General features: G+C 54.2%; 20 protein-coding genes. 17 read left to right on the forward strand and 3 right to left on the reverse strand.

Annotation, left to right across the window (positions count from 1 at the left end):
* The first annotated feature begins 884 nt into the window (after positions 1-884).
* The 13 genes from KZH41_RS09755 (at position 885) to KZH41_RS09815 (ending at position 14,973) form a co-directional block, all read left to right on the forward strand.
* Entirely contained in the window at positions 885-1,457 is a 573-nt protein-coding gene (locus KZH41_RS09755; RefSeq protein WP_263274741.1) for an acyltransferase, read from the forward strand.
* Positions 1,441-2,586: a dTDP-4-amino-4,6-dideoxygalactose transaminase gene (gene rffA, locus KZH41_RS09760; RefSeq protein WP_094952358.1), complete on the forward strand. Its 1,146-nt coding sequence runs from the start codon at positions 1,441-1,443 to the stop codon at positions 2,584-2,586. Before KZH41_RS09755 ends, rffA begins: the two co-directional genes overlap by 17 nt.
* On the forward strand, positions 2,570-3,850 hold the full coding sequence (locus KZH41_RS09765) for an O-antigen translocase (RefSeq protein ID WP_263274742.1): 1,281 nt from the start codon (positions 2,570-2,572) through the stop codon (positions 3,848-3,850). The genes rffA and KZH41_RS09765 overlap by 17 nt, the downstream gene beginning before the upstream one ends.
* Before the next feature lie 5 nt (positions 3,851-3,855).
* The gene (locus KZH41_RS09770; RefSeq protein WP_263274743.1) at positions 3,856-4,965 is read left to right on the forward strand and encodes an EpsG family protein; all 1,110 of its coding nucleotides are present in this window, start codon (positions 3,856-3,858) and stop codon (positions 4,963-4,965) included.
* Between the two features lie 17 nt (positions 4,966-4,982).
* Entirely contained in the window at positions 4,983-6,194 is a 1,212-nt protein-coding gene (locus KZH41_RS09775; RefSeq protein WP_263274744.1) for a glycosyltransferase, read from the forward strand.
* A gap of 1 nt (position 6,195) precedes the next feature.
* Positions 6,196-7,431, forward strand: a complete 1,236-nt coding sequence (locus KZH41_RS09780) for a glycosyltransferase family 4 protein (protein ID WP_263274745.1) — start codon at positions 6,196-6,198, stop codon at positions 7,429-7,431.
* 9 nt (positions 7,432-7,440) lie between these two features.
* Entirely contained in the window at positions 7,441-8,298 is an 858-nt protein-coding gene (locus KZH41_RS09785; protein WP_263274746.1) for a dTDP-4-dehydrorhamnose reductase family protein, read from the forward strand.
* Between the two features lie 13 nt (positions 8,299-8,311).
* Positions 8,312-9,322 (forward strand): polysaccharide biosynthesis protein, encoded by a 1,011-nt coding sequence (locus KZH41_RS09790; RefSeq protein ID WP_094952363.1) that lies wholly within the window; start codon positions 8,312-8,314, stop codon positions 9,320-9,322.
* Positions 9,315-10,442 (forward strand): non-hydrolyzing UDP-N-acetylglucosamine 2-epimerase, encoded by a 1,128-nt coding sequence (wecB, locus tag KZH41_RS09795; protein ID WP_094952364.1) that lies wholly within the window; start codon positions 9,315-9,317, stop codon positions 10,440-10,442. Before KZH41_RS09790 ends, wecB begins: the two co-directional genes overlap by 8 nt.
* Positions 10,443-10,456: 14 nt before the next feature.
* Entirely contained in the window at positions 10,457-11,416 is a 960-nt protein-coding gene (locus KZH41_RS09800) for a UDP-glucose 4-epimerase family protein (protein WP_263274747.1), read from the forward strand.
* On the forward strand, positions 11,413-12,426 hold the full coding sequence (locus KZH41_RS09805) for an MraY family glycosyltransferase (RefSeq protein ID WP_263274748.1): 1,014 nt from the start codon (positions 11,413-11,415) through the stop codon (positions 12,424-12,426). The genes KZH41_RS09800 and KZH41_RS09805 overlap by 4 nt, the downstream gene beginning before the upstream one ends.
* Positions 12,427-12,535: 109 nt before the next feature.
* A complete protein-coding gene (locus KZH41_RS09810; protein ID WP_094952367.1) occupies positions 12,536-14,530 on the forward strand; it encodes a polysaccharide biosynthesis protein in 1,995 nt (664 codons plus the stop codon).
* 110 nt (positions 14,531-14,640) lie between these two features.
* Complete coding sequence (locus KZH41_RS09815; protein ID WP_094952368.1) at positions 14,641-14,973, forward strand: ComEA family DNA-binding protein; 333 nt, start codon at positions 14,641-14,643, stop codon at positions 14,971-14,973.
* 27 nt (positions 14,974-15,000) lie between these two features.
* Here KZH41_RS09815 and KZH41_RS09820 read toward each other — a convergent pair whose 3' ends face one another.
* Entirely contained in the window at positions 15,001-15,579 is a 579-nt protein-coding gene (locus KZH41_RS09820) for a TetR/AcrR family transcriptional regulator (protein ID WP_263274749.1), read from the reverse strand.
* A 132-nt stretch (positions 15,580-15,711) separates the two neighbouring features.
* Between KZH41_RS09820 and KZH41_RS09825 the strand changes: the two genes are divergently transcribed.
* Together KZH41_RS09825 and KZH41_RS09830 are read left to right on the forward strand one after the other, a co-directional pair.
* Positions 15,712-16,350 (forward strand): GntR family transcriptional regulator, encoded by a 639-nt coding sequence (locus tag KZH41_RS09825; RefSeq protein WP_263274750.1) that lies wholly within the window; start codon positions 15,712-15,714, stop codon positions 16,348-16,350.
* Between the two features lie 21 nt (positions 16,351-16,371).
* The gene (locus KZH41_RS09830; RefSeq protein WP_263274751.1) at positions 16,372-17,220 is read left to right on the forward strand and encodes an urea carboxylase-associated family protein; all 849 of its coding nucleotides are present in this window, start codon (positions 16,372-16,374) and stop codon (positions 17,218-17,220) included.
* A gap of 8 nt (positions 17,221-17,228) precedes the next feature.
* On the opposite strand, the gene KZH41_RS09835 is transcribed toward KZH41_RS09830, so the two are convergent.
* Positions 17,229-17,396, reverse strand: a complete 168-nt coding sequence (locus tag KZH41_RS09835) for a DUF2897 family protein (protein WP_083359476.1) — start codon at positions 17,394-17,396, stop codon at positions 17,229-17,231.
* A 109-nt stretch (positions 17,397-17,505) separates the two neighbouring features.
* Positions 17,506-18,870: an ethanolamine permease gene (gene eat / locus KZH41_RS09840; protein WP_263274752.1), complete on the reverse strand. Its 1,365-nt coding sequence runs from the start codon at positions 18,868-18,870 to the stop codon at positions 17,506-17,508.
* A gap of 413 nt (positions 18,871-19,283) precedes the next feature.
* On the opposite strand from eat, the gene kdpF reads away from it, so the two are divergent.
* Together kdpF and kdpA are read left to right on the forward strand one after the other, a co-directional pair.
* Positions 19,284-19,373: a K(+)-transporting ATPase subunit F gene (gene kdpF, locus KZH41_RS09845; protein WP_003218754.1), complete on the forward strand. Its 90-nt coding sequence runs from the start codon at positions 19,284-19,286 to the stop codon at positions 19,371-19,373.
* A 9-nt stretch (positions 19,374-19,382) separates the two neighbouring features.
* On the forward strand, positions 19,383-21,077 hold the full coding sequence (gene kdpA / locus KZH41_RS09850) for a potassium-transporting ATPase subunit KdpA (protein ID WP_263274753.1): 1,695 nt from the start codon (positions 19,383-19,385) through the stop codon (positions 21,075-21,077).
* Positions 21,078-21,080: the final 3 nt, after the last annotated feature.

Genomic DNA, 21,080 nt, shown 5'->3' on the forward strand with positions numbered 1-21,080 from the left:
CGCTGGGCGAGCTTTATAAAATAGCCGCGCCAAGGTTCAAAGCACGCCGGTTATCGGGTAAAATGCTGCCCGATAACGGTAGCGGGTGTCTTGCGTCTTCAATACTCGGCAGGTGAGCGGGTCTTGACCGATCATCTGCTATGGCAAACACCCTCGTATCTGTATGAAAATCCCCCAAGTTTGTGTGCCCAGGACAAAGGCCAGGGCAGCAACTAGTCGGCTCGCGAGCAACAATACTTACGGATCTTGTCTTTAAGTAATTATCGGGCTTAAGCCCAGTACGCAAAAAATGTTAGCGGTGTAACACCCGCAAACAACTTTTTTACAACTAATCATCGCAAGCGAGCGATAGCCATGGCTATCCGTCTTGAATTTTTTGTAAACAGCAGTTGAGGGCATGCCCTTAGACAAATATTTCTGCTCGCGGGTCTTGAGGCTAGTCGTGGCGGCGAAATGGCTGCTTTGCTTGAGGTAGCTGCTGCACAGGCTTCGCGCGTTGGCTCCTGGGCTTGAGTGCCAGGCTGAAAAGTTACATCCGGCGCCAACCCCAGGCGTTCACTGGGGGAATCGTCGACTTATCTCACTGGTGCCTTGCGTTTCGGGCATAAACCAAGTGAAAATTTGTATGATCAATTTCATGCTGTAGAGCACGCATAAAAAGCTTCGACAGAATCGGCTGCATGAGGTTTGTGACCGATAATTGGATTTTGGTCAGTTTTTATCGAGGGTCATTGGAGAATTGACTGGTGGGTGCAACCAGGCTCCAGCCTTTAAGAAAACGTCTCAAAAGCATAGTTATATTTCAGAGCTTGAGCGCTGTTTTAGGTGATGCAAAGCGGTCAATGAAGAGCTCCTGATCGTATGTGCTATTCGTAGGGAAAGACATGGCATATTTATCAAGCGAACAGCTAGCCCAAATGGGCTTTAAAGCACTCGGCAAAGAAGTGAAAATCAGCGATCGCGCCAGCATTTATAATGCCGATGAAATTGAGATAGATGATTACTCTCGAATTGACGATTTCTGTGTGATCTCGGGTAAGGTAAAAATCGGCAAGTTTAATCATATAACCCCTATGTGCCTGGTCGCAGGGGGGATCCCGGGGATCATATTTGAAGACTTTTGTACGCTGGCGTACGGCGTTAAAATATTCTCCCAGTCTGATGATTACAGTGGTCAGACGCTGACAAATTCTCTCATCCCGAAAAAATATAAAAACGAAACGTTCTCTGCCGTGCACGTACACAAGCATGTCATCGTCGGTGCCGGGGCGGTAGTTTTCCCTGGCGTAGTATTGGCTGAGGGCTGTGCAGTGGGCGCGATGGCGCTGGTGACTAAAAGTACTGACGCGTGGGGTATTTACGCGGGAGTGCCTGCAAAGCGCGTCAAAGACAGGAAGAAAGATTTACTAAAGCTAGAAGAAGAATTTTACGGTGAGCGTGATGAAAATTCCATTTAATAAGCCACCCTATACGGGTAACGAAGATCAGTACGTAATGCGCGCCATGCGCAGCGCCAAGATGTCGGGTGACGGTGAATTCACCATGAGTTGCCAGCGTTGGTTTGAAGAAACATTTTCCTGTGAAAAAGCGTTGCTGACACCCTCGTGCACTCAAGCGCTCGAAATGGCTGCCATCCTGATAGATATACAGCCGGGTGATGAAGTCATTATGCCCAGCTATACCTTTGTAAGTACTGCGAATGCCTTTGTACTTCGAGGCGCAAAGATTGTGTTTGTGGATATTCGCCCAGACACAATGAATATCGATGAAACGCTTATCGAAGCGGCGATCACTGAAAGGACCAAGGCGATTGTGCCCGTTCATTATGCCGGTGTTGCCTGTGACATGGACGTGATCATGGATATTGCGCAGCGACATGACTTATTTGTCGTGGAGGATGCTGCTCAAGGCATGATGTCGACTTATAAAGGGCGTTGGTTAGGCACCATCGGGCATTTGGCTGCCTATAGCTTCCATGAAACAAAAAACTACACCAGCGGCGGTGAAGGTGGTTTGCTGTTAATCAATGACAAACGCTTCATTGGTCGGGCTGAAATCATCAGAGAAAAGGGTACTAATCGTAGTCAGTTCTTTAGAGGGATGATTGATAAGTATACGTGGGTTGACATCGGCAGTAGTTATTTGCCGGGTGAGCTGCAAGCCGCTTATTTGTTTGGGCAGTTAGAGCGCGCGACACTTATTAATGATTTTAGGCTGAGTATCTGGCAGCGCTACAGTACGGCGTTCGCAGAATTGGTGGCAACGGGGCTAATTGAAGTTCCTAGCATTCCAAATGACTGTGTCGCCAATGCGCACATGTTTTATATTAAAGTAAAAGATATTGCCGCACGTAAGTCAGTGCTCGGTCATCTGAATGCTGCTGGCGTGGGAGCGGTTTTTCATTATGTTCCGCTTCACAGCGCGCCTGCGGGTGTATTGCTCGGCCGATTCACTGGCGAAGACCGTTTTACCACCAAGGAAAGTGAGCGTCTTATTCGTTTGCCTGTCTGGCATGGTATGACAGAGGCTGAGACCCAGCATGTTATAGATTCCGTGATAGGTGCAGTTGATGCCGTCGGCCGGTAAATTGAAAGGTTCAGGTGGTGGCATGCTGATCGGCGCTTTTTTTACAAGCGCCGCACAAGCGTCAAAGATACTGGTTGGCTTCTGTGTACTGAAATTAATCGCCCTGTACCTGGGGGCCGACGGCCTGGGCAAGCTAGGGCATTTCATGAGTTTGGTGTCTATCACTGTCCTGCTGGCGGGGGGGGGGATAAGCCACGGTGTAATCAAGTACGTTGCGGAATTTAAAGACAGCCGTTTTAAATTGCACAGGTTGTTCTCGACGTCGATCTTTTACGCCTTGAGTTTTTGCCTAGTGTCGTTTGTTTTGCTGATTGTGTTTTCAGGAGAAATTTCGGCGCTTGTATTCGGGCAACGTGAAAATTACTGGGTTGTTGTTGTGCTGGCCGTTGCTCAGTTTGTGTTTGCGTTCAACATTGTGTTCTCCGGTTTTTTTAACGGCCTTGGCAAGTTGAGGGTAAACGCAAGCGTTCAAGTTATTTCTAATATTCTTGTGCTGCCGATTATCTGGTGGCTAATTTCTGCCTGTGGCGTGCCGGGTGCATCGATAGCAATGGTGGCAATGTTCACCATGCCCGCGCTCATCGCTTTGTTTTTTCTGAAAGGGATGCCCCTTTTCAGAATGATCAAGTGGCAGAAGTTTGACATAACACTGGGCAAGCATTTCTCCCGGTTCGGCTTGATGTTGCTGGTCAGTGCCTTGATGTTTCCCGTGGTGGAGATAATCATCAGGGAATCGCTGATCACGCAGGTAGGCTATGCCCAAGCGGGCATATGGCAAGGAAGTATCAAACTCTCGAGCGCGTATATAGGCTTTTTCAGTGTTTTTCTAGCGTCCTATTACATGCCGCTGGTGTCGTCGACGCAAGACAAGGCGGTGATCAAAACCCAGGTAGTGAAATTCATGCTGCTGGTGATGGCAGCCTTTGTGGCAGGCGGCAGCGTTTTGTATTTTGGGCGTAGTTTTTTCATTCCTGTATTATTGTCTTCCGAGTTTCATGAGTTGGAAGGTTATATAATTTATCAGTTGATTGGAGACTTCTTTAAAGTCTCTGCTTATGTCGTGGGCTTTGTCGCAGTGGCGAAAGCGGCAACAAAGTTGTATATCTTGTCTGAGGTGCTGCAGGCGTTACTTTTTGTCGGTTTGACATTTACGGTCGGGCGCGAAGTCGGTGGGGTGTACGGTGTTATGTATGCTTACATGCTGGCATATATTATATTTTTTGTGATTTCGATCGCCGGTTTTATCTATTGGGCACGTAAGTGATGGGCATGCAGTTTTACCTCCCGCTGTATCTTGTATTCGGATTTCTAGTCATCGTCGCAGCGTGGGACATACTCGGTGGGCACACGCGGCCACGCGTCGTTGTTTCTGCCCTGATGGGTGTGCCGCTGGTTCTATTGGCTACCTTCAGGGTGCCTGGTGTGGGCAATGACGATCTTGCTTACCTGAAAATGCTGCATGAAATTCCCTCAGTGCTGGAGTGCAGCAATATTTACTGCGACTACAGCTATACAACGTTTAATATCGAATTCGGCTTCTTTATGCTCCTCTCAGTGCTGGCGGCGTTGGCGAGGAATTCTTATATTTTGTTTGGCGTCAGTTCGCTGGTTGCGGTAAGTCTAAATGTCAGGAGTATTCGGTATTTCTCTCCTTACTTCGCCTTGGGCATGCTGGTTTATTTTGCGCATTTTTATCTTGCGAAAGACCTCAACGCGATACGCTTGGGGATGGCGTCTGGGCTCGTGTTTTTGGCCGCGACGTATCTCCATAAAAAACAATACATGCTGTTGGCGTTTTATCTTGTGCTGGCGATGATGGTGCATGTGTCGTCAGCCATTTTTATAATGCCTGTCGTATTGTATTTGCTCAAGCCAACACGCGCTGTGTACCTGGTGCTCAGTGTCGCTCTCGTGTTGATGACGTCCTTTGTCGACCCAAAATGGTTGTTAGGCCAAATGGCGTTCATCAGCTTTATCAGCGAAAAAATTGACGACTATCTAACGACTGAGAAGTACGGCTATGCACTGCCGTTCTTTGATCTGGTCAATATTAAAAATTTACTCTTGGTGGCGGCAGGGTGGGTGTGGTCGAAACAGCTGGAGCTACGCTATCCCACCTTTAGGCTGGCTTTCTGCGTCTTTTATTGCGCGACATTCTTGCGAATTGTAATGGGCGACTTTGCAATTCTTGCGGGTCGCGGGTACGCGAGCATATCAATGTTTGAATATGTCCTGTTGCCCATGATCGCAGTGCACCTGCTTGGTAAAAAACGTGGGTTTTTAATAGTTGCTGTTTATGCTCTCGGCGCACTCTACCTGAACCTGAGTAGCCATCGAGGGTGGACAGGCGGTTCTGAAGTATTTTTTGACTTTTTATAATTTATCTCGGTGAGCGTATGAAGAATATTTTGTTTGTGTTGGGTGGCTTGGCCATTGGTGGCGTAGAGACCTATGTTGTCAGATTGGCTAAATACCTCAGTCAGGCGGGGTGCAATGTAACGGTGACATTGCTTTCCAATAAGTGTGATGCAGGCCTGTTCAATGAGTTGTCTCGCTACGCTACCGTCACTGTCGTCGAACGCGTACCGATTTTCCCTGCGTCAAGCTGGATAAATGCGCTGCTGCCCGTAAAAAAGGATCCGGTTGTATACGACGTTGTTCATGTCGTTGATGTGTTGACGTTGGCGTATGTTTTTCTGAACAAGACGCGGCTAAAGTTTGCTTTCCTCAGTATTGGTATCTATCACTCCATGGAAATCAGTTGGTGGCGGGGACGCAATATCTATTTCAGAAAGAAAATGCTCGAGTTGTACGATCGAAACGTCCAGTTGACGCTGTTCCCCAATGAGCGCACCGCTGAGATGGCCGCGGCGTTTTCTAATGTTGATGTGGCGACGCTGTATGTATTGCCGTTGGGTGTTTCGTTTGAAAGCTATAGCGCACGCCAGCCGCTTCAATCGTCCCTGCGCATCGTTTCCATCGGTCGTTTAGTCGATTTTAAAGTTTACAATAAGCACGTCATTACACAGCTGCCAGAGCTGCGTAAATGCGCCAATTTTGAGTATTTTATCTACGGTGCCGGTCCGGAGCACGCGGCGCTAGTCGCGTTGGCTGAGGCGCAGGGTGTCAGTGACTACGTGCACTTTATGGGCGAGGTAGAGTATGCCGAGCTTCCCAGCATTTTCGACGGGGCATTTTGTTTTGTGGGCTCTGGTACGACGATCATCGAAGCCTCTGCCGCCGGTATTCCTTCTGTGGTGGGCATTGAGTCCATAGAGTTGCCGTTGACCTGTGGGTTGTTTTCGGATGTTTCAGGGTATTCCTACAACGAAGAGTCTGCGACGACAGTGAGAATGGGGATCCGCGAAACGATCGAGGTGTTACATAATATGAGCCCTGAACAGTACCGCGAAGTCTCTGATAAACATCGACAAAAAGCCAAAACATTTGATATTGTCCAAACGTTGCAGAAGTTTATTGAGCTGTCTAATCGTACCCCTGTATTTGATATTTCAATGAGTCGTTGGGTTGCTATTTTGTCATTTATCAAATCAGTGATTGTTCAAGGGCCTAAAGCACTTAAATCCCGATTTGATAGTGTGGGATGATATGTCTTTGAATATTGCGATTGTCACTCAGTATTTTTATCCTGAGAGCTTTATTATCAATGATATTGTTGAGGAGCTGGCGTGCCTTGGGCACACGGTTGAGGTCTTCACGGGGCAACCTAATTATCCCGAAGGCGACACCTACGAAGGCTATGATCCGGCTGCTTGCAGTGAACAGATCTACAAGGGCAGCGTAAAGGTTAATAGGGTGCCGTTGAGACCCCGAAAGTCAGGGGGGGCCAAAAACCTGCTTCTCAACTACCTTTCCTTTGTGAAAAATGGCGTCAGGTACTTTCCCAAACAGAATGCCGGGAAGCAGTTCGACGCGATCATCGTTTTTGCGGTTTCACCGATTACGGCAGCTATTCCTGCGATCGTGTTGAAACGTTCCAGCAAGGCGCACTTGATGGTTTGGGTGCAGGATTTGTGGCCGGAAACACTCAAGGCAACAGGGTTCATCAAGAATCCACTGCTGTTAAAGGCAATCGGTGTCTTGGTGCGCTTGATCTACGCCCAAGCGGACACGGTCCTGGTTCAATCTGAAGCGTTCATTTCCTCTGCGTCCAAGTATGTAGCGAAAGATAAGCTCGTTTACTACTCCAACTCTTACCGTGCTCCTGCCCCCCAGGCCAAGCCTGCTGACGGCCTGCCGTTTGAGATCAGCCAGTTATTGCTGTCGAATTTTTGCGTGGTCTTTGCCGGTAACCTCGGGTTTGCGCAGTCCTTGGAAACCATAGTCGATGCTGCAAAGGCCCTGTTGCACCTCGATTGCAAGATTGTTGTCGTGGGCAGTGGTAGCCGTTTGGATTGGGTGCAGGAGCAAAAGCACCACCATCAGCTGCACAATCTGGAACTCGTAGGGCGTTTGCCCTCTTCAGTGATGCCTGAATTGTTCGCAAAAAGTGAGGCGTTATTGGTGACGCTCAAGTGCGAAGAGATCTTCGCCTTGACCATACCCAGTAAGATTCAGGCGTACATGGCCGCGGGCAAGCCTATTCTGGCTGCGCTGGATGGGGAGGGGGCCAGGATCGTCGCCCAGGCGGGCGCAGGATTATGTTCTCCGGCAGAGGATGCGGCCGCACTCGCCAAGAATATTGAGGCGCTCTACGAGGCTACGCCGGAAAAAAGAGCCGACTATGGAGCGGCAGCTTTCCGCTTTTTCTGTGACAATTACGAAATGAAGACGCAATGCCGTCGATTGGTACAGATTATTGAAGAACGTATTGCCAACCCTTAGGGAACAACCATGAAAATATTAGTGCTGGGCGTGACAGGAATGCTTGGAAGTGCTGTGTTCAAGTATATTTCCAATCACACTTCACATAGTGTTTTCGGCACTATGCGTGGCAAAAGCGGTGCAGACTACTTCGAAGAGAAACACAAGGGCTGCTTTTATTCGGATGTTGATGTTTTAGACTACGAGTCTTTGGTGACGGTCTTTGAGAACACCCGTCCGGACGTGGTGATCAACTGTGTTGGCTTGATCAAGCAGTTGGCACAGGCTAAAGACCCCTTGTCGACATTGCCGCTTAATTCAATGCTGCCACATCGCCTGTCCAAGTTATGCCAGCTGACTAACGCGCGATTGATTCACATCAGTACCGACTGTGTATTTACCGGTTCCAAGGGCATGTATCTTGAGTCAGATACGTCGGATGCAGTGGACCTGTACGGCAAGTCCAAATTCATTGGTGAGGTGAATGATCAGCCTCATGCGATCACCTTGCGCACCTCCATTATTGGTCATGAGTTAGCCAGCAGTGCGTCTTTGGTCGACTGGTTTCTGTCCCAGGAAGGCCCGGTCAAGGGATTCACCAACGCTATCTTTTCCGGTGTGCCCACCGTGGAGCTGGCTCGGATCATCGTTGAGTGTGTACTGCCCAACCCCGAGTTGTTCGGTCTTTATCACGTCTCTGCCGAGCCCATTGATAAGTTCACGCTGCTGACTGAAGTCGCTAAGGTCTACCAGAAAAATATCCATATTATCCCCGATGACCAATTAGCGATCGACCGTTCCCTTGACTCGACGCGCTTTCGTGAGGCCGTGGGTTATAATCCGCCGTCATGGCCGGACCTGATTCAGTTTATGCGCGCACAGCGATAAATTAGGAGCTTTTATGTTTGATGACAAAATCTTGATGATTACCGGTGGCACCGGTTCTTTTGGTAATACCGTACTCAAGCGTTTTCTCGATACGCAAGTGAAAGAAATTCGTGTGTTCAGCCGCGACGAGAAAAAACAAGAAGATATGCGCATTGCGCTCGGCAATGACAAAGTTAAATTTTACATTGGTGATGTGCGCGATTACGCGAGTATTTCCCAAGCCATGGTCGGCGTTAACTATATCTTCCACGCGGCGGCACTCAAACAGGTTCCGTCCTGTGAGTTTTACCCGATGGAGGCGGTTAAAACCAACGTGCTGGGCACAGAGAACGTGCTTAATGCGGCCATCGCCAACAATGTAGAACGTGTCGTTGTCTTGAGCACTGACAAAGCGGTGTACCCGATCAACGCCATGGGTATTTCCAAGGCCATGGCGGAAAAACTGGTGGTTGCCAAGTCCCGGATGATCCCGCAAGGCGGCCCGGTTATTTGCTCCACGCGCTACGGTAATGTCATGGCTTCGCGGGGCTCGGTCATTCCGTTGTTCGTCAATCAACTGAAGCAGGGGGGTGAACTGACGGTGACCGACCCCAACATGACCCGTTTCCTGATGTCGCTGGAAGACTCCGTTGACTTGGTGCTGCACGCGTTCGAGTTTGCCCAGCAAGGCGATATTTTCGTTCAGAAGGCACCGGCGTCTACGGTGGAAGATCTGGCGCAAGCGCTGAAAGAGCTGTTCCAACGCTTAAACACCATCAAAGTGATCGGTACTCGGCACGGTGAGAAACTTTACGAGTCGCTGATTTCTCGGGAAGAGATGGCCAAGGCCGAGGACATGGGCCGCTACTATCGCATTCCGGCGGATAATCGCGACTTGAATTATGAAAAGTATTTTGTCGAAGGCGAAACGCACATTTCCGAGTTGGATGACTACACCTCTCATAACACCGAGCGTCTGGACGTCGAGGGCGTTAAAGCGCTGTTGTTGAAGTTGGAGTTTATTCAGGAGCAGCTCAATGCTTAAGGTCATGACGCTGGTCGGCACCCGCCCGGAACTCATCAAGATGAGTCGCGTGATCGCAGAACTCGATAAACAGACTCAGCATATTCTGGTTCACTCGGGCCAGAATTATGACTATGAGCTTAACCAGGTCTTTTTTGACGACCTGGACATTCGCAAACCCGATCATTTTTTGGGGGCCGTCGGCGAAACCGCGGCGCAGACGATTGCCCAGGTGATCGCCAAATCCGACGAGCTTTTTGAGTTGGAAAAACCCGACGCCCTGCTGCTCTACGGTGACACGAATACGTGTTTGGCGGTTATATCCGCCAAGCGCCGAAAAATTCCTGTATTCCATATGGAGGCGGGGAATCGCTGTTTCGACCAGCGTGTACCCGAGGAGCTTAACCGCAAGGTGCTGGACCATTTGAGCGATATCAATATGGTCCTGACCGAGCATGCTCGTCGTTATCTACTGGATGAAGGGGTGCGCCCAGAGACCATCATCAAGACCGGTTCGCATATGGCCGAAGTCTTGGAGCATTACATGCCCAAGATTGAAGCATCGGATGTGCTCGCTCGAGAAGGGCTGGTAGCAGGGCAGTATTTTGTTGTCAGCGCGCACCGTGAGGAAAACGTTGATACCCCCGACAACCTGAAAGATTTGCTCGGTTCGCTGAAGGCATTGGCGGACGAGTACCAATACCCGGTCATCGTGTCTACTCATCCGCGCACCCGTAAGCGTCTCGAGGCGCTGGGCGAATCGCTGGATCACCCGCTGATTCGTTTCGTCAAACCGTTTGGCTTACTTGATTACATCAAGTTGCAAATGGAGGCCTTTTGCGTGGTGTCCGACAGCGGCACGATTACTGAAGAAGCCTCGTTGCTGAACCTGCCGGCAGTCACCATCCGCAACGCTCATGAGCGACCAGAGGGCATGGATGAAGGCACGCTGATCATGTGTGGATTGAAAGCCGAGCGCGTTCTAGATGCGGTACGTATCGTCACCACGCAACATGTTCGTGGCGAGCGGGCGTTTTCGGTGGTCGGTGATTATCGTGGCGGTGCCGTATCCAAGAAAGTCGTGCGGATTGTGCACAGTTACACTGATTACATTAATCGCACTGTCTGGTCCAAGTCGTAAGCAAGGAGCTTTACGTGCACATATTCGTCACTGGAGCTTCGGGGTTCGTTGGCAGCCGGTTGGTTCAAGTGTTAGCCGCTCGTACTGACGCGCGTGTCACTGTTGCAGCAAGGGGCAGTCGCTTTACCTGCGCAACGGCCGAGCGGGTGGTTCGATTCGAGGATCTTGCAACAGCGAGTTTCTCGGCCGAACTCGTCGGTGTGGACGCCGTGGTGCATTGCGCCGCTCGCGTGCACGTCATGAATGACTTGGAAGCTGACCCTCTGCACGCTTTTCGCCAAGTCAATGTTGAAGGCACGCTTAACTTGGCGCGTCAGGCCGCAGAGGCTGGGGTGCGTCGCTTTGTGTTTCTCAGCTCGATCAAGGTCAACGGCGAAGGCTCCGAGCCCGGCGTGCCGTTTACAGCTGATCAGCCAGCAAATCCGGCTGACCCTTACGGCGTTTCAAAGATGGAAGCCGAGCAGCGCCTTCGGGAGCTGGCCATCGCTACGGGTATGGAAGTGGTGATCATTCGCCCCGTACTGGTTTATGGGCCCGGCGTGAAAGCTAATTTCCTGAGCATGATGCGTTGGCTGTATAAGGGTGTACCGTTGCCTTTTGGCGCCATCCATAACGCTCGCAGCCTTGTGGCCTTGGATAACCTGGTTGATCTGACCCTTCTGTGCCTGAGCCATCCTGCGGCCGCCAACCAGACCTTTATGGTCAGCGATGGCGAAGACTTGTCGACCACCGGCCTGCTACGCAAGATGGCGTCAGCATTGGGCAAGCCGGCGCGTCTTCTTCCCGTCCCTGCTGTTCTATTGAGTGCCGCTGCCTGCATGCTCGGCAAGCGCAGCCTTTCTCAACGTTTGTGTGGTTCATTGCAGGTCGATATCGCCAAGACGCGTGCCGTTTTGGGGTGGACGCCGCCATTGTCAGTGGAGCAGGCGCTGAAACTCACTGCATCGGATTACATGGAAAATGAAAAGAAATGAGTGATGGGTGGATCGTTCTTGTTGTTGCATTGAGCTCTTTTCTGATGACTGCTGTACTTAGGCGTTATGCGCTTTCGCGTAGCATTATCGACATCCCGAATGCGCGCAGTTCGCATTCGGTGCCCACCCCGCGCGGCGGCGGTGTTGCGATTGTGCTGGCGTTTCTGGCGGTGACCCCTGTTTTGGGGTGGCTGGGCCTGGTTTCAGCACAGACGTTGATCGCAGTGGGGGGGGCAGGCGCACTGGTAGCCGTCCTGGGTTTTATGGACGATCATGGTCATATTGCTGCGCGCTGGCGCCTGGCAGGCCATTTTTCAGCGGCGATATGGGCGTTGTTCTGGATGAACGGACTTGGCCCGCTGACGGTGTTCGGCTGGGAACTGCATCTGGGTCTGGCCGGGCATGTGCTGGCTGCGGTGTTTCTGGTCTGGATGCTCAACCTCTACAATTTCATGGATGGCATTGATGGGATTGCCAGTGTTGAAGCCATCTGCGCGTGCCTTGGCGGCTGTTTGCTCTATGCGTTGAGTGGTCATCAGGACATGATTTGGTTGCCGCTGCTGTTGGCCGCGGCGGTGGGCGCGTTCCTGGTGTGGAATTTTCCACCGGCCAAAATCTTCATGGGCGATGCCGGGAGCGGGTTTCTGGGCGTTACCCTAGGCTGTTTCGCGATTCAGGCCGCCTGGGTTCAGTCGTCGTTTTTCTGGGCCTGGCTGATTTTACTGGGTGTGTTTGTGGTCGATGCGACGTTCACCCTCGTGCGCCGCCTGCTCCGGGGCGACAAGGTCTACGAAGCACACCGCAGTCATGCCTATCAGTATGCTTCACGCAAATTCGGTAAACACCTGCCGGTGACGTTGGCAGTGGCGGTCATTAACCTGGTTTGGTTACTGCCCATTGCGCTGGGTGTTGTTGTATTTGGCTGGGATGGTGCCTGGGCTCTGATTCTTGCTTATGTACCGCTGACCCTGCTCGCCATCAAGTTTCACGCTGGCGAGCTTGAGCAGTAAAAGCTGCCAACTGAGTGGCAACTGTAGCCAGCCTGAGCGCCCGCGACGGGCCCAGGCATGGCTTTACAAGGACGAGGCATTAGGATGTTAAGAGGTGTTTGGAAACGCTATGGATAAGTTACGGGCCTATTTGGTCGCTCTGCCTAGACGAAAAAAACGGCTGATTCAGGTCGGTACTGACGTGTTTGTCGTTTGGGCTGCCTTGTGGCTTTCGTTCGTTGTACGCCTGGGCATTGATGAATTGGTCAACCCGGTTCGTCTTCACCTTTGGTTGTTCATTGCCGCTCCAGTGATTGCAATACCTCTGTTCATTCGCTTCGGCATGTACCGTGCGGTGATGCGTTACTTTGGCAACGATGCCCTGATCGCGATTATCAAGGCGGTCAGTTTGTCCTCGCTCATCCTTGGCGTGGTGGTTTACTGGTACAGCAACCATCAAAACGTGGTCCCGCGTTCCATTATCTTCAACTACTGGTGGTTGAGCCTGATCATGGTGGGGGGCTTGCGGCTCGGCATGCGCCAATACTTCCTGGGTGACTGGTTTTCCGCGGCACAGCATGTGCCTTTTGCCAGCCGTGAGGATGGATTGCCGCGCGTGGCTATTTACGGCGCGGGCGCTGCCGGCAATCAACTGGTAGCGGCACTGCGAATGGGCCGTGTCATGCGGCCGGTGGCATTTATTGACGACGATTCGAGTATTTCCGAGCGCGTGATTTCCGGGCTGCAAGTGTATAAGCCCAAGCACATTCAACGCATGATCGATGCGACGGGCGCACAGGAAGTCTTGCTGGCCATTCCGTCCTCCAACCGCGGTCGTCGCCGTGAAATCCTCGGCTTTCTTGAAGGCTTTCCTCTGCACGTGCGCAGTGTTCCCGGGTTCATGGACCTGGCCAGCGGCAGGGTGAAGGTCGACGATATTCAAGAAGTCGACATTGCAGATCTTCTTGGGCGGGACACGGTGCCTGCCCAGCACGAACTGCTGGAGCGTTGCATCAAAGGCCAGAACGTGATGGTGACGGGGGCGGGCGGCTCCATCGGCTCAGAACTGTGCCGGCAGATTCTTACACTGCGCCCTAAATCGTTGGTTTTGTTCGAACACAGTGAGTTCAATCTCTACAGCATTCTGTGTGAACTGGAAGAACGCATCAATCGCGAGTCGTTGCCGGTCAAGGTGTTGCCGATCCTGGGTTCGGTACGCAATCAGTCCAAGTTGCTTGATGTGATGAAAGCCTGGCACGTCAGCACCGTTTATCATGCTGCCGCGTACAAACATGTGCCGATGGTCGAGCACAATATTGCCGAAGGTGTGTTGAATAATGTCATTGGCACCCTGAACACGGCCCAAGCTGCATTGCAGGCAGGTGTGGCCAATTTTGTGCTGATCTCCACCGACAAAGCGGTCCGTCCGACCAATGTCATGGGCAGTACCAAACGCCTCGCCGAGATGACCCTGCAAGCCCTCAGTCGTGAGATAGCGCCTGTGTTGTTCAGCGACAATTCAAACGTCTCGCGCGTTAACAAAACCCGATTCACCATGGTGCGCTTCGGCAATGTGCTCGGCTCGTCTGGTTCGGTGATTCCGCTGTTTCACAAGCAGATCAAGTCGGGTGGGCCGGTGACGGTCACTCACCCGAAAATAACCCGCTACTTCATGACCATCCCGGAAGCTGCGCAACTGGTGATTCAGGCCGGTTCCATGGGACTGGGCGGTGATGTATTCGTGTTGGACATGGGCGAACCGGTAAAAATTGTCGAACTCGCGGAGAAGATGATTCACCTGTCGGGCCTGAGTGTGCGCTCCGATAGAAACCCGCACGGCGATATCGCCATCGAGTTTTCTGGACTGCGCCCGGGTGAAAAACTTTACGAAGAGTTACTGATTGGCGACAACGTCGTTGCCACCCAGCACCCGATGATCATGAGTGCCAATGAAGACCATCTGGCCTGGGATCTGCTCAAGGGCAAGCTGAGTGAACTGCTGGTGGCGGTGGATCAGGACGATTATTCCCGCGTTCGACAGCTGCTGCGCGATACGGTCAGCGGCTACTCACCGGACGGCGAAATCGTCGACCTGATCTTCCAGCAGCGCCGTCTGGAACCTTGATTTAACACGCTGTTACTCAAGCGTTTTTGACGAACGCCCAACATGACCTAAGTTTGAGAAGCAGCTTCGGAAAGCTGCTTTTCTTCTACCGATGTCATGGAGCGTCACCAATGCAAAACACTTACATCTCTTCGCTGATCTTCGCTTTACTCACCACGCTTTCGGTTGCCGTCAACGCAGCCCCTTCTATCAAGCCCGAAGCCCCGACCCCCATCACCGCGCAGATGCCCAAGGCCGAGCAGTCTGCCCAGGTCAACCTGAACGCGGCCGACGCCGAGACCCTGCGACGTGACCTCTTCGGCATCGGTGCGGCCAAGGCCAAGGCGATCATCGCCTACCGCGAAAGCAACGGCCCGTTTACGGCCGTCGATGAGTTGCTGGAAGTAAAGGGCATCGGCAAGGCGTTGCTGGAGAAAAATCGCGACAGGCTGGTGATCAATTGAGGATGTGAAAGCAGCTAAGGAGGCCGGTCACTGACCGGCCTTTTCATCCTCTGCAACCTGCGCTTTCAAACTGGCGCGTACCACATTCATGATCTGCGTCGCCAATTGCGGGCTCTCGACACTCCTGGCCAGTACCAGAGCACCTACCAGCGTCGACATCATCACCAGGCTTTGTTCATCGGCATTCGCGTTGCCCAGGGCCGTTTCGACCTGCTTCAACCGAGCACCCAGTACTGCATCGGTGGTCGAGCTATGTTGGCCTCTGAGGCCCAGTTCCGAAGACATGGTTGGCAGCGGGCAGCCTTCTGCCGGTGAGGCCTTGTGCCATTCAGACAGGTAGCTGTCGATGAACGCCTCCAACGGCCGCTCCTGGCTGAACAGCATTTCGCAATGGGCATCCAGTTCCCCGGCAGCAGCCTGCAGGGCTTTTTCCACCAGATCATCTTTGGATTTGAAATGTGAATAAAACCCGCCGTGCGTCAGGTTCAACGCCTTCATCAACGGTTGCAGGCCGGTGGCGCCGATACCGTCGCGGCGAAAGCGCACGGAGGCTTCCTTGATGATGCGTTGATGGGTCTGGGCTTTATGGTCTGCTGAATAACGCATAGGACTGCCTCGTGAACCAGTGTGCATTTTAACGGGTTAAACCGTTTTACACATCCAAGCAACCCTCGGCGATCTTGGCATGAAAAGTGTTTATGCCTTCAGCAGAGATTGTTCAACAATCATGAGGTGGTCATGACGCTCAGTTTGTCTTTAGCCGATCAGATTGCCCTGGAACTGCGTGCCGACATCATTGCTGGGCGGCTGTTACCAGGGATGGCGTTGGTCGAGGTTGATCTGGTCAAGGCCTACAACGCCTCGCGTAATACGATCCGCGAGGCGCTGCATCGTCTGGGGCAGGAGGGGCTCACTCGCTACGTGCGCAACAAAGGTGTGATGGTGCGGCGGCTGGAGCGCGACGAAGTGCGTGATCTGTTCGTCGTGCGCCGAACCCTTGAATTGCAGGCCATCGCCCAGAGCGCAGCGTTGACCTTTGATCAGGCCCAGCGCATGCAAAACGCCATTGAGGCCACCACCCTGGCCCGGGAGCGTGAAGATTGGCGCGCCGTGGCGACGCACAGCCTGGTGTTCCACCAGCAGGTTGTTGGGCTGATGCGCAGCCCATTGTTTGATGAGTTTTTCGCCCAAGTCATTGCCCAACTGCGGCTGGTGTTTTGCGCGGCACCCGATGAGCAGCGTTTCCAGGCGCCCTGGTTGGAGCGCGATCGCGAAATTTACGAATTATTGGCCCAAGCGGATAAACCGGCGGCAGGCCAAGCGATGAGCCTGTACCTGGATGATTCGCAGCGTCTGACATTAAGCCTGTTTACCTAACCCTGATCGAGGATCTTCACCATGTACAAAGACTATCCCGCCGCTTACCAGGTCAGTAAGGGGTCGGCGCTGCAGGTGGACACGGCGTTCTACGAACGCATTCGTGACCAGGCGGATAAACGCACGTTAATCGAGCAGTTTGAAGTGCCGATTCGCACGGGCAGGGCATGGAAGGTGCCGGCCGGGCATGTGTTCCGTGTCACCACGCCGGTGGGGCCGCAGGTCGGCGACTTCAATGTGTGGAACGCCAACGACCCGCGCGAACGCTTGTGGGCGGCGCGCACCCGCCAGTTGCAAGGCGCGCATGTCAGCACCCATGACCGGCTGTGGTCGAACCTGCCGTTTCTGCGGCCGTTGGTGACCATCACCGATGACAGCCTGGCGAGCTACGGCATCGATGAACATGGCGGGCGCCTGCACGACTTGCTCGGTACGCGCTGCGACCCGTATGTGAACCGCATGCTCACCGGCGAAGACTTTCATCACCATTGCCATTCAAACCTGACGCGCGCCGTGCTTCCCCACGGCCTGACCGAATTTGATGTGCACGACGTGCTGAATATCTTCCAGTGCACCGGCCTCAATCACGACGACATGTACTTCATGAAAGCCTGCCCGGCGCAGAAGGGCGACTACTTGGAGTTTTTTGCCGAGATTGATGTGCTCTGCGCACTGTCGACGTGCCCGGGCGGGGATCTATCGTTGCCGATGTGGGGGCCGGACGCGCAAGACCCGCTGACGGTGTGTCGCCCGCTGGGGGTGGAGATCTATCGGTTGGAGGATGAGTTGCTCAAAGGTTGGAGCCAGCCCGAGCGTGCGGCCTATAAAGGCCAGCACGGGTTACATATCGCCAAGGCGGATTGGGAGTAGCGGCAGGTTCAGCGGTCTTGTGCGTCTTTTGAGTCCGCTTGTGCGTTGCGCTCGGCCACGCGCTTGCGCTGTTCGTCGGTGAGTTCCACCTTGTTGGCGCTGTCACGCAGCATCAACAAACCACCGACGATCGAACCGATCGCGACCACTAAAATCAACCAGGCATACCACGGCATAGGGCTCTCCTTGAGGCAGCAAACCGTGGGTAAATTTCCCACGGTCATTGCTGCTTTGAGTAACGGGCGTTCTTAGTAGTTCATTGTAGGCCCGTTCCTGCTCAAGGTCTTAAAGGCCAGTCAACATCGCATCCGCCGGTGCATCGGCACGGTCTTGCGCGGTCAGCTGGAAGTAGATGAACCCCACCAGCATGAAACCGAGGAATATCAGCCCGATCAGTGCGTTGAACCAGGCCATTGCCACCAGGCACACCACCGCCAGTACCAAAGCGATGCCCGGCACGATTGGGTAGCCCGGCGCACGGAAGGTGCGCTCCAGCAGCGGTTCGGTCTTACGCAGTTTGAACAGGCTGAGCATGCTCATGATGTACATCACGATGGCCCCGAACACTGCCATGGTGATCATGGCGGCGGTCAAGGTCATGCCGCCCAGGTTGATCAGGCCGTCGCTGTAGATCGCCGCGATGCCGACCACGCCACCGGCGATGATTGCCCGGTGCGGAGTCTGAAAACGCGACAGTTTGGCCAGGAACGATGGCAAGTAACCGGCACGGGCCAGGGCGAAGAACTGGCGCGAGTAACCGAGGATGATGCCGTGGAAACTCGCCACCAGGCCGAACAGGCCGATCCACACCAGCATGTGCAGCCAGCCGGAGCTGTCGCCCACCACGGTTTTCATCGCTTGCGGCAACGGATCGTTGATGTTCGACAGGGTGCGCCAGTCGCCCACGCCGCCCGCGAAGAACATCACACCCATGGCCAGGATCACCAACGTCAGAATGCCGCTGATGTAGGCTTTTGGAATGGTGCGCTTGGGGTCTATGGCTTCCTCGGCGGCCATGGCCGCGCCTTCGATGGCGAGGAAGAACCAGATGGCGAAGGGAATCGCCGCAAACATCCCGGCAATGGCTGGCGCGCCGAAGGTATCGGAACCGGCCCAGCCATTCAGGGCGAAGTTGCTGAAGCTGAAAGCCGGCGCGACCACGCCCATGAACACCAGCAATTCAGCGACGGCGAGCACGCACACCACCAGCTCAAAGGTGGCCGCGAGCTTCACGACGAGAATATTCAGGCCCATGAACACGATGTAGGCACCCACGGCCGCGTGTTTGGGGTCCAGGGCCGGAAACTGCACATTCAGATACGCCCCGATCGCCAGGGCAATAGCGGGCGGTGCGAAGACGAATTCGATCAACGTCGCAAGCCCGGCGATCAAGCCGCCTTTCTCACCAAAGGCGCGACGACTGTAGGCAAACGGCCCGCCAGCGTGAGGAATCGCGGTAGTCAGCTCGGTGAAACTGAATATAAAGCAGGTGTACATGGCGGCGACCATCAGTGAGGTCACCAAAAAGCCCAGCGTACCGGCCACGCCCCAGCCGTAGCTCCAGCCAAAGTATTCGCCGGATATCACCAGCCCGACGGCGATGCCCCACAAATGCAGGGTGCCCAAGGTGGGTTTGAGTTGTGTGTTCATCGTGTTGCGCTCCCTGAACGGTTTGGAATGATTCAGGGTGTTGCAGCGGCCATGCCACTGCGCGATGCGGTGTCGTAAAGGCGCCGAACTGTCGTCAAGGGAATGGTTTGGCGTTTGAAAATTGCCAGCGTCGCACCAGATGGGGGCGGTGGCGACCTCGCCGCCGCCATCGCGGGCAAGCCCGGCTCCCACATTTGATGAGCGCTCACCTGGGCAACTCGGTCCAGTGTGGGAGCCGGGCTTGCCCGCGATGCGGCCCACCCAGTCGTCGAAAACCCTCCTGTAAACCCCGCATAAACCCACTCTTTACGCCGTCTTTACGCCCCGCCCCTGCCGTCGCTCTCGTTCCTTTACGCCACTCCTGCGGACAATTGCCCCACACGCGGCAATCGCCGCAAAACGGAGAGACTTCCATGAGCGTTCTGGACGGGGTGTCACTGCTATTGGCCGTGGCGCTGTTCATTTATCTGCTGGTTGCGCTGTTACGCGCGGATCGGAACTAGGAGCAGGCTATGCACAGTTATGACTATTGGCTGATCATCGCCTTCTTTGCCGTGGTGCTGGTGCCGGCACCGTTCCTGGGGCGGTTCTACTACAAGGTGATGGAAGGTCAGCGCACTTGGCTCACGCCAGTGCTCGGCCCCGTCGAGCGCGCGTGTTATCGCTTGTCGGGCGTAGATGAACATCAGGAACAGAGCTGGCAGAAGTACATGCTGGCGTTGCTGGCGTTCAACCTGGCGGGTTTTGTGTTGCTGTTCGCGATCCTGCTGTTCCAGGACTACCTCCCACTGAACCCGCAGAAATTGCCGGGCCAGGAATGGACCCTGGCCTTCAACACCGCGGTCAGTTTCATGACCAACACCAACTGGCAGAACTACAGCGGTGAGGCGTCCCTGAGCTACCTCAGCCAGATGGTCGGCCTGACCGTGCAGAACTTTGTCAGTGCCGCCACCGGCCTGGCCGTGCTGGTCGCCCTTTGCCGTGGTATCGGTCGCAAATCCACCAAGACCTTGGGTAACTTCTGGGTCGACATGACCCGCGCTACCCTCTACGGCCTGCTGCCGATGTGCCTGGTGTTTGCGCTGTTCCTGGTGTGGCAGGGCGTACCGCAAACCTTCGCTCACTATGTGAGCGCCGTGACGATGCAGGGCGTTGACCAGGTGATCCCGCTGGGCCCGGCTGCGAGCCAGATTGCAATCAAGCAACTGGGCACCAACGGTGGTGGTTTCTTCGGCGTCAACTCGGCGCACCCGTTTGAGAACCCGACCGCTTGGGCCAACCTGTTCGAGTTGTCGGCGATCATCCTGATCCCGGTGGCGCTGGTGTTTACCTTCGGCCATTACGTGAAAGACCTGCGTCAGAGCCGGGCGATCCTCGGCTGCATGCTGGCCCTGTTCCTGATCGGCGGCGCGACCTCGTTGTGGGCCGAATACCAGCCCAACCCGACCCTGAACAATCCAGCCGTTGAGCAAGCCGCGCCGCTGGAAGGTAAAGAAGTGCGCTTCGGTACCACCGCCACTGTGTTGTGGTCGGTCACCACCACGGCGGCGTCCAATGGTTCGGTCAACGGCATGCACGACAGCCTCAACCCGCTGAGCGGCATGGTGGCGCTGGTCAACATGATGGTCGGCGAAGTGATCTTCGGCGGCGTCGGCGCCGGTATGTACGGCATGTTGCTCAACGTGTTGATCGCGGTGTTCCTCGCCGGCCTGATGATCGGCCGCACCCCGGAATACCTGGGCAAGAAGCTGCAGGCCAAGGAAGTGCAATTGCTGGTGGTGACCTTGCTGGTCATGCCGGTGGGCACGCTGGTACTGGGCGCCATCGCCGCCAGCCTGCCTGGCCCGGCGGGTGCCATCAGCAACCCCGGCCCTCACGGTTTCAGCCAGTTGCTGTACGCCTACACCTCGGCCAGTGCCAACAACGGTTCGGCGTTCGGCGGCTTCAGTGGCAACACCACGTTTCATAACCTGATGATGGGCCTGGGCATGTTGATCGGCCGCTTCGGCTACATCCTCCCGGTACTGGCCCTGGCCGGCAGCCTGGCGATGAAAAAGACCGCACCGATTGCCCAGAACAGCTTCCCCACCCATGGCCCGCTGTTCGTGACCCTGTTGACCGTGACCATTTTGCTGGTGGGCGGCCTGACTTTCCTGCCGACACTGGCACTGGGCCCAATCGCTGAACATTTGAGCATGGGCTTCTGAGGG

It is taken from the genome of Pseudomonas sp. YeP6b, assembly GCF_025642995.1.
In the GTDB taxonomy this organism is placed as follows: domain Bacteria; phylum Pseudomonadota; class Gammaproteobacteria; order Pseudomonadales; family Pseudomonadaceae; genus Aquipseudomonas.